This is a genomic window from Fuerstiella sp., assembly GCA_022447225.1.
Classification (GTDB): Bacteria; Planctomycetota; Planctomycetia; order Planctomycetales; family Planctomycetaceae; genus S139-18.
Genome location: JAKVAZ010000013.1, coordinates 34,305 through 48,829, shown reverse-complemented (window position 1 = coordinate 48,829; position 14,525 = coordinate 34,305). Strand labels below are relative to the sequence as shown.

Below are 14,525 nucleotides of genomic sequence, written 5' to 3'. Positions count from 1 at the left end.
TGAGAATGAGAAGCCACCTCTCGGTACCAATCAAAACGATCGATGCCCAGTGGTCAGCTGCATATCGCGAAAACCAGAGCAATTCATAATTTCAAGATTAGTCATCCTTCCGCGCACAGCAATCCTAGCACTTGACTCTGTGTCGAAAGGTAATTCCGTCGATTTTAACGTGATCTTTTGCACGTTGTCCACCACAATTGCCGGGCGTTTATCAGGTTTTCGCAGGTAAAATCGGCAATTTGCAAAAGCCACGTCTTTGACGTGCCGCAAGTACAAAACGCAGGCCGGGACGGAATTCAGCTGCTGAGGATCATGAATGTCGTTTTCCTGCGGATCCCCATCTGCACCAAACAGTCTATTTCCGCCCTCCGAACTGATCGATACACGATCGAACCGTATTCCCTCCAGAGGAGAATTCGGTTTACCCCATATAATACAGGGCATCTCCCGGCACGACCCTGCCCTCGAGCAGCCGGTGGCCGTCATATCCGCAAAGGAAACATTGCGAACGGAACCACGGCGATAGGTGCCTGGCGGAACGCGAGCGGCATCAGTCACCCTGATAAATACGGCAGCAAATGTGTTTTCCATACGGATCCCGCGGAAGCGAAGTCCATTGATATCGCTGCCGTCGTTGGCCGTCACGCTGATGCCGGCATGGCCGGCGCGATGGACCCTGATGTTGTCAAATTCGATGTGGCTGATCGGCCCCACGGTCTCGGAACCCACATGAATCGCACTACCGCCAGCAGCCAGACTGCAGTCACGTACAGTCACATTTTCGGTGGGCCGTACCGTTCCCAGTGACAGATTACTGCACAGCTTGATCGCATCCTCACCGCCGGCCGGATAGCCGTCGTCATAGCGCACCGCATCAATGTGGCAATGAGCGACGTCAACATCCCTGCACTGCGCCAGAGTGATCCCGTTTTGGTCGGTTTTGATGGTGACATTGTCGATGAGCAGATTTCGACAACCCGTCGCCAGCAGTGCGCAATACCCTCCCTTACGGATATTCAGATTGCGGATTTCCACATCCCGGCAATTTCTCAGGGCAATGCCCTTGTCTCCGGTCCCCTCCGGTACATCGCTGCCGACGGTCAGCGAGGAACCATCCAGCGTTCCGGGACCGTAGATTTTGATGTTGTCCAGATTACTGCCCCGAATGAGTGATGCTTCCCAGTGATAGAACGCAGGATCTGTCAGCCCGTGGGCATGTGGATTGGGCTCCCGGGAGTCCATGTGCCCGTCAGCGGCTCTGAGGATGGCCCCCTTATCAAGCACCAGCGTAATGTTACTTTTGAGGTGAATGGTCCCGACCGGGTAGATTCCCGTCGGGACAAACACAGTACCACCACCGGCAGATGAACAGGCATCAATCGCCGCGTTGAACGCCGGAGCATCGTTCGTCGCGGCGTGCTCACCGGCTCCGAAATGCCGTACATTCCAAACCTGAACTCTCGCCAGGCCGTCAGCAGTCAGACCAGCCAGAGTTTCTTTGCGATCCCGGCCGGTGTACTTTTCGAATGCGGCTGCTGTCGCGTCGCGAGTGATGCGTGCGTCTTCAGCAAATTCGACAAGCGCTTCACGGGTGTACTCATATCGACGGTCGTCAATCCTGTTTTCCAGCCCCGACCAGAGACGAACCATCTTTGCGGCCAGATCCACTGCTTCTTCCATACCCCCGTAGACGTCCTCGATCAGTGTCCGACCAATGGACAATCGGTAGTCGTGACGTTTGAAGTGAAAGGCAGACAGGTACTCTTCACTGCGCAACGGATCAGCGAAAACATCGCGAAGGCCGGCTGAGTACTGACTGAGCACCCGCTGCTGCAGTCGGGAACTGGTCGGCCCGATCCCGTGACGGTTGATCACGTAGGGTAATTTGCGTTCGACCAGGCCGACATCACCTTTGTCAATCCAGATTCCTCGGTAACCCCTGTACATATAAAGTTTTCGGGCTGCATCGTCCGAAATCAGCAGGATGTCCCGGATAATGTCAACCACTTCCGGGTCGTGGCCAAATGTCTGCTGAATCCACTCCGTATAAATTTCGTCAACAGTTCGATCAGGATTCCAGGCCAGCCGGCCCAGGCCATAGTAGTTGACCATATTCAGCGGAGTTGATGTCCACGAGGGTGAGGGACTGATCATGGAAACGCCCATGATACAGTCCACATTCAGCTTGTTCAGGCTACCGGGACCATCGTGATAATGATCCTGCTCCAGCCACCATTTCCATTTTTCTACCCAGGAACTGGGAAACTTCTTGTCGATGACCTGTTCACTTCCGGACAGATTTTTTTGCAGCGCCCCATCAATTGCCGGAATGGGCGCGGAGTAGTCCCAGTCACCGGCACTGCCCTTGGGAACAATAATCACATTCTCTCGATATTCTCCGTCTTTCGGCGCAAAAATGTCGTGGGGAATCAAAGTGCGATACGGTTCCGGCGTGTAACGCAGATTGCCGTAAACGAACCCGCGAACAAGCACCGTCCCCCCCCAGGGCATAACGGTGTCTGCAATACGATTCACCATCGGCGGCCCGGGGTGGCCATTCTGTTTTTCTGACCCCAGCTTCATCATGTACCCGCCAAAGTCAGGGACGCGCGCATACAACGCGTCCGCCGTACTCTGGTCGAGCGCCAGAAGATAACTGGGGCTCCAGTACAGTTTCATGCCGTAATCCCGCAGGATTTCCGCAAGGACTTCGACTTCGTCCAGGTGATCAAGAAAATTGTCTCGGTAGTGCCAGTTCACTTCGCAGGGACAAATGGCATTCCAGCCGGCTGAGGCCATCATGCGGACCCAGTCGCGAATCTGCCTGGTATCACCCGTCCTTAACTCCTCCCAGCTGAAGATCGAATTGTCCCGGCCGCCACCGCGCCATCTGTCACCGAAGACACCTCGGAAATATGACCAGTGATCGACCATGCGAATGGGAATTGCAGGGTTCTCGAACACGTCCAGCTGCCGCGGGTCCTGTCCGGTTTGTATGCGCCGGATCAGATCGAACGTGCCGAAGATCACACCTGCCGGAATACGTGCTGCCACAACCAGCGTGGAACTTTCCCCTGACGATACAGTCCTGATCACGAATCCGTCATCCGCGATGCGGTCAAGCCCCAACTGGTCGGCGTGACTGCGAATCCAGCTGGACGTTGCGGGTGTGCCAAGTACTACTTTTGTGCCGGAATCAGCCTGTTCGGTCACCGACGGCGTAAATGAGAACATGGATCTGACGGCATCTTTCAACTCCGATGCTGCTGTCCGGACTGTGGAATGCCGGCCTTCGGCGACGATGGTCTTCAGTAACTCGCGACCCTGTTCACGTGCAGGCGGGTGATACTGGAGCCACGCACGATACAGCGTGCGATCCTGCTCCTGAAACCTGTAGGACTTCATGGGCCGATCCGGATGATTCGTGTCACGGCGATCGGCATACACTGAGCGGGTTGACGAATAGACAGACCGCAGTTCACTGTCGGACAGCACCCTGTTGTAGATCCGCAAATCATCCAGGAAACCAATGAATTCCTCTCCGGCCGTAATTTCGCTCAATCCCTGTCGCATCAGCGGTTCCGGACCCACGGTTGACAGATCAACGACCGCGATCAGCTGCCCATCCCGCCAACCGATGATCTTTCCCACCTGATCATCGTAAGCAACCGCAAAATGATGCCACTCAGCATCGCCAACGGCCGCCCGAGGATGTCCATAGAAGGCGAATTCTCGCATGTCGTACTTTGGCCAGTCATAATCCATCACCAGCGTTCCGTACCTGAAGTCGTCGTTGCCACGAAACCGAGCCTGAAAGTCGCCACGATACGAATTCAATTCAACGGCTCGGTTATTGAACCTGATGATGCTGGTCCGATCGCTGGACGTACTCATCCAGAAGCTGACAGTCCCCCTTTCGATAGCAGCCGGGGACTCTGGCGAGACAGGAATCCGCAGAGGATCGACTTCTTCAGCAAACTGCAGACAGGCCTGACCGTCTCCCAGCGAGAATATTTTCGCTCCACCCAACCCGGCCAACTGCTCGTTACCGGATGAGTCCCTGCCCGTACCGTCATTGAATGACCAGTGGCCAACGAGACCTTCCGGCTCAGTTGCCGGTGATTGTGAGGCAGCCTGTGCAAGCACGACAACGATGGCGACCGTAGCAACAATCGATGGACTGTTGACGAACGGATGTCGGTTTCTCTCACTCATGATTCAGTCTGCTCCGCGCTTCATTAGTGTGACCACTTTTTTGAGCTGTATCGCCACGTTATTCGATCAGTTTTGAAAATCTCTCCGCCGGATTCATTGATGGCAAACCGGCGTTGGATAACTCCAGACCCGCAATCCGGTCAGTTGCCGCGGCTTGTGTGATCAGTCAGACAGCCGGGGAATTCAGCCAAAATTTCTTCGCAACACCGGCGGGCCTTCTTTCGGCTTTGTTTGTACGTCACCAACTGATCCTGGACACGCCATAAACAGTTCTGCGTTCCGGCTCAACCGGATTCAAACCGGCAAGCCGCTCAAGTAACTGCGGCATGATCTTCCGCCGCAGCCTGAGCTGTAGAGACACCGCACCGATTCCTGATACAGACAGCAACCGGGACAGCCGCGACGTACTTAGAAATCAATGAAACTGATTTGGCCAAAGGCCCGAAATACCTGAGTCACCGCTTTTAAATGATCGTGGACTTCTGTCAACCGAACAGAAAAATCCGGCATTGCGTGAAACGTTCAACACAGCCACTGCCAGCTTCTTCAACCACCGCGCTGTCGCCGCAAGCTCATTATAAATATAGACTTACAAAACATGGACAGGCCATTCTGCTGCAGGACCGTGAGCCAGGGGCAACAACAGAATTGCTACCTGCTCCAGTCCTCACCGGCGGCCGGCTGTCAGCGTACCGTCCGGACGGATCCCCTTTACTCATGGCCCGGAATTCGGTACGAATCCCATCCATTGGTGTCGCGATATCCCAAGTACAAAATATTTGAGCGACACCCGGGTCGCTTCACAAGGGTCGGGGTACGAATCAAAGTCCGCGACAAGCCGCCTGTAGCCGGGTCGCGGTGATCCGGACCCCAGATCAAGATAGTGTGCCCACGATGCAATCCGTCAGCAGTCCCCTAAAAAACCGTCTGGTTTCTGTCTCTCACGCGGTCTCGCGTCAGCTCTTTGTCCCTGTGGATATATCTTTTCTGGCGTTCTTCCGCATCGTCTATGGACTGACAATGTTGTGGTACGCATCGTCTTTAATCATCAGCGATGAAGGCTGGATTAAACGACTGTACATCGACCCCGTATTTCACTTCACCTGGTACGGTTTTGAGTGGATACGCCCCTGGCCCGGTGCCGGCATGTACATTCACTTTGTCGTGATGGTGGCACTGTCGATCTGTGTCACATTCGGCTTTTACTATCGGATCGCTGCCCCATTCCTGTGTGCGTGTTTTAGTTATCTGTTTCTACTGGAACAAACATCCTATCAAAATCACAATTACCTGATCGTGCTCATTGGTCTGCTGATGGCAATTTTGCCGGCACACCGGGCATTTGCTGTCGATGCCATTCGCGTACCGACAATTCGATCGGCAGCTGTTTCGGCATGGGCACTGTGGATCCTTAGAATTCAGATCGGGATCCCCTATCTCTTTGGAGGCACGGCAAAACTCAGCGGCGACTGGCTGCAGGGAGCTCCCATACGACTGTTGCTGGCCGACAAGGGGGGGTATCCGCTGATCGGACCTTACGTCGATCAGGACTGGATGATCTTTTTCTTTGCCTGGGGCTCACTCGCGTTTGACCTGCTCGTCGTCCCTCTGCTCTTATGGCAGCGGACTCAAAAAACGGCTTTCATTCTGTCCGTAGCTTTTCACCTGGCGAATGCGGCGCTGTTCCACATTAGTGTGTTCCCGTGGCTGATGATTGGAGCGACGACGGTATTCTTTCGACCGGAATGGCCCCGGTACCTCTGGCGGCAACGACGTCGAACTGCTGTTGAAAGGGTCGACAGCAGCGGCAATGGAAGTCTCTCGCTGAAAAAGAAACTTATTGTCGTCGGACTGGGCGCATACGTGAGCGTCCAGTTGCTGGCTCCGTTCCGACACTTTCTTTACACAGGCAATGTCGACTGGACGGAAGAAGGCGCCAGATTCGCCTGGCGGATGATGCTGCGTGAAAAGAAAGTTCGCCTCGATTTTATCGCAACACATACAGAAACGGGGCAAACCGTCAATGTCAACCCCAAGCCTTACCTGGCCAGGTACCAGGCTGTTCGTCTTCAGGATCCGGATATGGTCCTGCAATTCAGCAAATTCCTTGCACAGCAACTAAAAACATCACCGGAAGATCAGGTTGAGATCCGCGCCAGCATGCTGGTGTCGCTCAACGGACGAAGGCCGCAGGCATTGATCGATCCGAAAATTAATCTGGCGGCCGAACACCGATCACTGCGGCACAAACCATGGATCCTGCCATTGAAAGAGCCGCTGCGCGAGGAAACCTGGACGCTGCCCGTACACCAGTGGGACGTGCTGCTGAGCCATCATTCGAATACCGGAAAAACTAATTCGCAGAAATGACAACTGAGACCGCCAAACGGTTTGACACCGAATGCCTGTCACCACGGTTCAATGCCACCTTCAACCAACGCGCGCCGGGTCTCGAACGGCGTCCTGTATCGGAACGCGATCCGTGCACGTAGTGCAGGAGTAGTTACGCCGAAACGCACTTTCGCCCGGGACAGCCGGAATATCATGCTGTGGTGACACGTCGCCGAATGGTCAATTACAGGTTCGTTTTCGATCTTTCAAACCGTCAGCCATTTCTGTTTGACAATACTTCGCAAAGTTGGTTTGCTGTTGACGTGTATGAGCTGCCAGCTTGGCTGCACCGGCAATATGGCAATCCCTGCTCAAATCCTGTCACGTCCTGTCACGTCCTGTCACGTCCTGTCATAATATGTTTATTGAACGGGGAGCTACACGTCTAATGGTGGGTGCTGACAAGTTTTCTCTCCCTGCAGGTCCGATGATGCAGAGGGTCACTTACTTTTGGTCCGGGTTCTTAACGTTCTGTGCACATATACGAAGTAACTGTCGGGAGTTTTTCCTGGAGTTAGCTCAAATTCGGGCGAGGACAGACCGCGTTAAGAGATTTCGCGTGCGACTGCCAGTTCTGTGCCTGTTGTGGATCACAGCTGCTGTGCACTCTCTGCCGTTTTGCATTGCTCAGAACAACACTGTCCGACCGCCCGCCCTGCGTCGGGCGGCCGTGCCCGCCGGAGTCGGCCACTACATGCCGCAAAAATGGGGAACGATGGGTGTTGAAGTCGTTAACAGGGCGGACACGGACAGAGAGGTGGTCGTTGCGACACACTTCGCCAACGACCCCAATCTTCAGTATGCCAAGAGTTTGTGGCTACCACCTCTGAGTGTCCATCGGTCGACAGTGATGATCCTGCCTCCGGGACAGAAAGTCCCCGAGAATAATCGCTACGACGTCAAAACGATGCTACTCGATTCGGCTGACGGAGACGGTGTAGTTGTGAAGACCCGCGAGGGACGGATGTTTGACGACGGAATTCTTCCCGCCGGCTGGCAACCCGTCGTGACCAAGTCAATCAGCGATCAGGATGTCGGTGCGGACGAGGAGGCCATGGAGTTGTCCATGGCAGCAAGGATTGCAACGGGACGCTCGCGCGTGGTCTCTGAATACCTAGACGATTTCCTGCCGGCATCAGGGGTCGAATTGCAGGCTATGGATCAGCTGATCGTCTCCGGCGACCGTATCGCTGAAGATACGGCGGGGCTGACAGCGATACGTGACTGGCTGCACTCGGGTGGCCGGCTGTGGGTCATGCTCGACCAGCTGAAGCCTGAGACCGTTAGCCTGTTACTGGGTGAGACATTTGACTGTCAGGTGGTTGATCAGGTCGGTCTCACTGAACTGCAGATTAAAGGACAACAACAGGGTTACGAAACACCTGATGGTGAGCTCCGTCAATTCGAAGAGCCCGTGCAACTTCTGCGTGTCATGAGTGGCCGGTGTGAAGTGGCCTATTCAGTCAACGGCTGGCCGGCAGCTTTCTGGAAGAGAGCTGGTCAGGGAGAGATTCTGTTTACCACGCTCGGCCCCCGAGGGTGGTTTCGGTCTCGTCCGCCGGACGAGAAAGTTGTCACCAAGCCGCTGTTCTCATCAAACTACCTGGCAACCCTCCCTCTGCAGACGCTGGCTGACCGATTCTTTCAGCCGTCGGTCCCGCCACCGGTTCCAACCGAAGATTTCGCCCCGATGCTGGCCGAACAGATTGGGTACCGCATTGCCGGTCGTGGAGTTGTCGCAGCCACCCTGGCCTCGTTTTGCAGTGGAGTGCTCTTTGGCGGACTCTGGCTGATCCGACGAGGACGACTTGAACAGCTCGGATGGCTGGGGCCGACCATTGCCGTCGCGGCGGCGGCGGCAATTGCGTTGAAGGGGGCATCCCTAAAACAGGCCGTGCCGAACACGCTGGCGCAAATGCAGTTCGTGCAGACCGCTGCGGGCAGCGATGCCCTGCAGGTATCCGGTGTGGCAAGTCTGTATTACCAAAGTCCCGCGCAGTCCACAATCGCAGCGACAAACGGTGGTGTCCTGGTTCCGCATTCCGATGAATCACGAGGCAGAGCGATTCGTATGCTGTCGACAGATCTGGGCTCCTGGCACTGGGAGAACATGACGTTGCCTCCGGGGGAACAGTCAGCAACTTTTGAACTCACCGCAACGGCCCCCACTCCGGTTCAGGCCAGAGGCCGTTTTGGCCCCGGCGGATTTGAGGGCCAGGTATCAACATCATCTCCTGACGAACTGACTGATATCGTGGTTGCGACCCCCGGTCGTCAAAGTCTCTCGGTTCAGATGTCGTCAACGGGAGAATTTACCGTCAACAGCGATGACGTACTGGCCCAGGGTGAATTCGTCTCCACCAGTCTGCTAAGTGATGAACAGCGCCGCCGACAGGAAATCTATCGACGGTTGATGCCGCGAGTAACCGACACCCCCTACCCTGATCGGCCCACACTGTTTGCCTGGGGACCATCTGTTGCAACCGGGTTCGAGTTTCCCGAGCAAACCCGCATACTGGGTACGGCCCTGTTTGCCATTCCACTGGTTATGGAACGCACATCGCCGAACACCCAGGTGGCGATACCGTCGCCGTTTCTTCCTTATCGTACGGCTCAGGGAAGAGTTTCTTCTTCCACCTATATGAACCGCACCGGGGAATGGGTGGAAAAGCAGACTTCGACCAAGACATGGCTGCGGGTGCAGTTCCCGGATGAAGTTCTCCCGATGAAACTTAGCCGGGTGGCTGTGATGATCCGTATTACCGGTCCTGTCACGCGAATTGAAATCGCGCAGGAAACAGAAGACGAGCCTGTTGTGATTGCCAGTAATCAATCTCCTGTCGGAAGTGTGACACTGGAAGTAGACCGTACGAATTCACTGGTGCTCGATGAGAAGGGCGGTTTAACGCTGGGGATCTTTGTGTTCGTTCCCGAGGGTAACGAAGCGACAATTGAAAACATTGATGCGGGTTCGATTAACCTGTGGAGGATTGATTCGCTGCGGGTCGAGGCGGAGGGAGAGACACTTGAGCCCTGATCGCTGAAACTGCCCTGCCCAAGAATCCGGTGATTGCAATCACCAAGTCTCTACCAGACTGTCCCGTCCCGTGTTGTCAGGACAGGCCCTTTTTTAGTCTTCAATACGAAATAAATACGTGAGTATCAGGATGGAACAGTCTTCCCCCGTGGTCGTCACGGAGAATCTGACCAAGTGTTTCGGTGAATTTACCGCCCTGGATTCGTTGTCGATGCAGCTGGATCGAGGCCGGATTCTGGGCTTGATCGGCCCCAACGGCGCAGGCAAGACCACGGCAATCAGCATCCTGGTGGGACTTGCGCGACCCACCAGCGGGTCGGCCTACATCGCCGGAGTCGACTGCGTTCGTGACGCAAGACAGATTCGGCAGTTGGTGGGCTATATGCCCGATACGTTCGGCTCGTACGACAATATGCGAGTCCATGAATATCTGGACTTCTTCGGAGCTGCATTCTGCATCGGCCGCGGAGAACGCGGAAAGAGAATTGAAGCCGTGATGGAGACGACACAGTCAACATATATGAAGGACCGGTATGTCGAAACACTCAGTCATGGAATGAAGCAGAAAGTCGGTATTGCCCGTACCCTTCTGCACGACCCCCAAGTGCTGATCTTTGACGAGCCGGCCAATGGCCTGGATCCCCAGGCACGAATTGAGATGCGGGAATTGCTGCTGAGACTGGCCGAGATGGGCAAAACACTGATTGTGACTAGCCACATCCTGCCGGAACTGGCACGAATCTGTGACCAGGTGGCGATGATCACTCACGGCCGTTTGCGGGCATTTGGTACTCTGGAAGAAATCATGCGGGAGATTAGCCAGGAGCAAACAATCGAAGTACAGCTCCTGTCCGCAGATCAGCTCGATGAGGCCACACGTGTGGTTCGCGAATTCGTCGACCAGGAAAAATCGCCTCAAATCACCGCATCGGCGGCCGAGGCAACCGTGCGGTTTCGGACCGTCAAATCCGAAGCAGATGTCACGAAGCTGCTGGGTCAGCTGGTGGCGGCCGGGATTGCTGTTTCACGGTTCGGTGAAATTCAGAGTAATCTGGAGGACGTATTTCTTTCGGTTGCACGAAAAACAGACGAGAGAGGGAAGCAATCACCGTCGACGTCGGCAGCCGGCCGGAGTGACGAATCCGGAGGCCAGGAATGAACAATCCGATCCTGCACCGTGAATTAGTGGGAATCCTGCGAACACGCAGAGCGTTTGCGCTTCAGGTCAGCGTGGCTGTGTTCTTCGCTCTGCTCGTACTGCTGCGCTGGCCGACGGACGCGTTAGTGGATCTTTCCGGCTCACAGTCTCGACAGGTGTTTCGCTTGTTTGGTTACGGCTTACTGGCCACGCTCATTCTGCTTGTGCCGGTTTTTCCGGCGACATCAATTGTTCGAGAGCGGACCGGCAGAACCCTGGCGCTTTTAATCAACACTCTGATGAGTCCCTGGAAAATCTACGTCGGCAAACTGGCGGGCGTTCTGGGATTCGCTTTGATGCTGCTGGTCATGAGTCTGCCTGCTGCTGTCACCTGTTATGCCATGGGAGGAGTCGGCCTCGTCACAGGTGTGCTTGGCCTGTACGGAATCCTGATGCTGGTGGCTGTTCAGTATGCCACATTGGGACTGTTCGTCAGTTCACGCGCCGGCTCATCGGACTCCTCCCTGCGAATTACATACGGACTCGTACTGGTCACCACGGTGGTTGTCCTGGGCCCTCACCTGTTCCTTCAGGGTCAGCCAGGCCTGCTCTCAAAACTTGCTGCCTGGTTGCAGTGCGTATCGCCGATTCCGGCCGTGATGGAATTACTGGGACAGGAAGATATCGGCTCACAGGGAGTAATCACTGAGGTGTCCGCGTCCTGGCGCTACGTTCTGTTTTCGATAGTAACCACCGGTGCCTATGTGCTGGCCACAGTCACCCGACTGAACTCTTCAATGCTCGATCGTCCCCGATCGTCGGGAGCCATCACCGACGATCAATCCGAATCCACCCGGCTGATACGGCGATTACTGTATCTGGTCGATCCACAGCGACGGAAGCCATCCATTAGCAGGTGGGCCAATCCGGTAATGGTTAAGGAGTTTCGCTGTCGTCGCTTTGGGCGGTCGCACTGGATGCTCCGGATGGTTGCCGGCTGCACCATCCTGTCACTGACGCTGTCGATTCTCACGACCACTGGCACGATGGACTGGGATGTGCAGACCATTGGAGGGATTCTGGTTGTGATGCAGGTGGCGCTGATTGTCCTTGTGACACCGAGCCTCGCTGTCGGAGTAATCAGCGCGGAACGGGAGACTGGCGGATGGCGGATGCTGCTGCTGACTCCTCTGACTGCCGGCGCCATACTGCGAGGCAAGCTGCTCAGCGTCGTCTGGCCGGTCCTGCTGTTACTACTGGCGACACTGCCGGGATACGCAGTGATGATGTACATCGACCCGGGGCTGCGTCTGCAAATCCAGCAGGTGATTGCCTGCCTGCTGGTAACAGCCGGATTTGTCGTTGTTCTCAGTGCCACAGTCAGCAGTCTGTTTGCCCGGACAGCACCGGCAACAACAACCACCTACGTGATGTTGTTCAGTCTGTTTGCCGGCACAATGTTGGTTTGGCTGGGCGAGGATGCACCATTCGGACGATCGACCGTAGAAACGGCGCTGGCTCTGAATCCAATGGCGGCTGCACTTTCAGCCATCAAGGCACCCGGATTCACACAATATGATCTTGTAACCGCCAACTGGTGGATGATGGGAAGCCTGACTGCGATCATGCTGGCAGTACTGCTCACCCAAACCTGGCGATTAACCCGTCCTCAGTAACCCTCATCCGATTCTCAATGCTTCACGATCCACAACGTTTGAATCATCAACTCCTCCAGCGGACTTCGGCCGTCTTCAGCTCACCCGTTATGTTTATTCGGGGTGCCGGGATACGGACATTACTCATGTTCATGATGCTGACCCCCGGAATCCTGAGGGCTCAGAATGTCAACGACGTCGACAGCATTCTCGATCAGGATCCGGACCTGACAGTCCCGCAGCGCGAAGTCAGGTTCTCGCCAAAGCTCTTACCTCTGTGGCTATCGGTACTCGAACGCGATAACGCAGATCTGAAAAGAAAAGTGATCGAATCGATTGTCCGTGCCTACAGACTCGGCATGCCAGGACTCAAAGAAACAATCCCGGTCATCGAGGAAACTCTTTCGGACACGTCGCAGCACCCCCTCGTCCGTCTGTCGGCCGCCCGTGCCCTGGTGGTCCTCGATGCGCGTGTGTCCGCACCGCTCCTTTCAAAATATATCAGCACTGCCGGCGGCAACGCGAGACAGTTTGTGGAACCTGCACTGGCCCGGTGGGATTATGAACCGGCTCGGGATGTCTGGCTGGCCCGGCTGGCGGATCCTGGATTTTTGCGACGCCCCCTGCTGCTTGCTATCAACGGAATTGCAACCGTCGGAGACACTCGGGCAACTGCCACTTTGCTGGAGTTGGCAACCAACCGTGAGCAGCCGGCAGACATTCGCCTGGAGGCGGCCAGGACTGTGTCAATCCTTCAAACGAGCGGGCTTGAAGAGCCTGCCGCGGCCCTGGCCGCTGACCAATCTTCGAGAGGTTTGATTGACCGACTGGTATCGGCGTATTTTTTGACTCGTCACAGCAGCGAGGAAACGCGGTCCTTGTTGCTGAAACTGGCACTTGACCAGGAACCGGCGGTCGCCGCAGTTGCGCTGCAGCGATTGCTGGAACTCGACCCCAATCTGATCGTCTCTATGTCAGATCAGATCATCAGCAGTGCTGACGCCAACGTTCGTCGACTGGGAGCAGAGGCCCTCGTCGCTCGTCCGTCGGTCGATACGATCAGGAAAATCGGAACGATGCTGGATGATCCCCATCCCGCCCTGCGACGCTACGTTCGTATGTCACTGGCCGATCTCTCCACATCGGAAAATTTCGATACCGTGGTCCGGGAACAGACGATGAATATGCTGAGAACCAGTAGCTGGCGGGGCCTGGAGCAGGCAGCGATTCTGGCAGCAAACCTGGACCACGAACCGGCTGCCGACCGACTCATTGAACTGCTTGAATTCGAACGTCCGGAAGTATTCGTGGCGGCAGCATGGTCATTGAGAAAACTGGCGATTCCCGATACTCTGGATCCTTTGCTTGGTTACGCCACACGCATGACAAACACAAAGCTTGCTTCCAATCGCAGAAATGTCCGGACCGCCGAACAAGTCTCGCAGATCTTTCAGATGTTTGGCCAGATGAAATTTGCCGAATCAGAGACGCTGCTTCGCCGCTACATCCCCAAAAACAGTTTCCATTTCGAACCCCGATCGGCTGCCATCTGGTCGCTGGGGCATCTCTATGCCGGAAGTGCACCCTCGGATCTTACGGAACTTTTCGCAGATCGAATGACCGACAAAGATCCTGATGAACCCGAGCAACCCAAAGTGCGTCGCATGTCGTCCGTCAGTCTGGGCCGCATGAAGTCCAGTGACGCACTCCCTGCTCTGCAGTTCACAGCTGACGATGAGCTTCCCGGTCTCATTGGTTATACAAGCCTCTGGTCGATTGATCAGATTACCGGTGAAGGCCTGCAGGAGCCTGAGGTACCGCCACTTTATCAAAGGGACTGGTTCCTGGAGCCCCTCGAGTAATCCGAAACACACGTACGGATCAGTACTGCCATCACTGATCCGGTCACGGGATTCGCAGTACGTTGCGAATGAAGCTTTCAGATGCCCTCAAATTCGTTCAGCGGTTTATTCCGACACCGGCTCGGTGGTGTTAAGATTTCAAGTGGGCGTCGCCTGTTGTTTCACTCTGTGGCAACGCTTAACTTAGCCCGACTGCACACAACGCATGAGGCCTGCAATTGACTTCA

The 14,525-nt window shown here is 55.4% G+C and carries 6 protein-coding genes; 5 read left to right on the top strand and 1 reads right to left on the bottom strand.

What is annotated here, in order from left to right; genetic code table 11:
• Nucleotides 1-30 precede the first annotated feature (30 nt).
• Nucleotides 31-4,215, bottom strand: coding sequence for a right-handed parallel beta-helix repeat-containing protein (locus MK110_15305; GenBank protein MCH2212669.1), 4,185 nt, complete (start codon nucleotides 4,213-4,215; stop codon nucleotides 31-33).
• Between the two features lie 894 nt (nucleotides 4,216-5,109).
• Here MK110_15305 and MK110_15300 point away from each other — a divergent pair.
• The 5 genes from MK110_15300 to MK110_15280 all read left to right on the top strand — a co-directional run bounded on the left by MK110_15300 (nucleotide 5,110) and on the right by MK110_15280 (nucleotide 14,298).
• The gene (locus tag MK110_15300; protein ID MCH2212668.1) at nucleotides 5,110-6,585 is read left to right on the top strand and encodes an HTTM domain-containing protein; all 1,476 of its coding nucleotides are present in this window, start codon (nucleotides 5,110-5,112) and stop codon (nucleotides 6,583-6,585) included.
• Nucleotides 6,586-7,165: 580 nt separating this feature from the next.
• Nucleotides 7,166-9,643 carry a hypothetical protein gene (locus MK110_15295; protein ID MCH2212667.1) on the top strand — a complete coding sequence of 826 codons (2,478 nt, stop codon included), beginning with the start codon at nucleotides 7,166-7,168 and terminating at the stop codon, nucleotides 9,641-9,643.
• 130 nt (nucleotides 9,644-9,773) lie between these two features.
• Nucleotides 9,774-10,802: an ABC transporter ATP-binding protein gene (locus MK110_15290; GenBank protein MCH2212666.1), complete on the top strand. Its 1,029-nt coding sequence runs from the start codon at nucleotides 9,774-9,776 to the stop codon at nucleotides 10,800-10,802.
• Nucleotides 10,799-12,457, top strand: coding sequence for an ABC transporter permease (locus MK110_15285; GenBank protein MCH2212665.1), 1,659 nt, complete (start codon nucleotides 10,799-10,801; stop codon nucleotides 12,455-12,457). The genes MK110_15290 and MK110_15285 overlap by 4 nt, the downstream gene beginning before the upstream one ends.
• Before the next feature lie 125 nt (nucleotides 12,458-12,582).
• Nucleotides 12,583-14,298: a hypothetical protein gene (locus tag MK110_15280; protein ID MCH2212664.1), complete on the top strand. Its 1,716-nt coding sequence runs from the start codon at nucleotides 12,583-12,585 to the stop codon at nucleotides 14,296-14,298.
• Nucleotides 14,299-14,525: the final 227 nt, after the last annotated feature.

Coding starts and splice junctions, on each gene's coding strand:
- MK110_15305 (MCH2212669.1), bottom strand. CDS start 4,215: ATGAGTGAGAGAAACCGACATCCGTTCGTCAACAGTCCATCGATTGTT.
- MK110_15300 (MCH2212668.1), top strand. CDS start 5,110: ATGCAATCCGTCAGCAGTCCCCTAAAAAACCGTCTGGTTTCTGTCTCT.
- MK110_15290 (MCH2212666.1), top strand. CDS start 9,774: ATGGAACAGTCTTCCCCCGTGGTCGTCACGGAGAATCTGACCAAGTGT.
- MK110_15285 (MCH2212665.1), top strand. CDS start 10,799: ATGAACAATCCGATCCTGCACCGTGAATTAGTGGGAATCCTGCGAACA.
- MK110_15280 (MCH2212664.1), top strand. CDS start 12,583: ATGTTCATGATGCTGACCCCCGGAATCCTGAGGGCTCAGAATGTCAAC.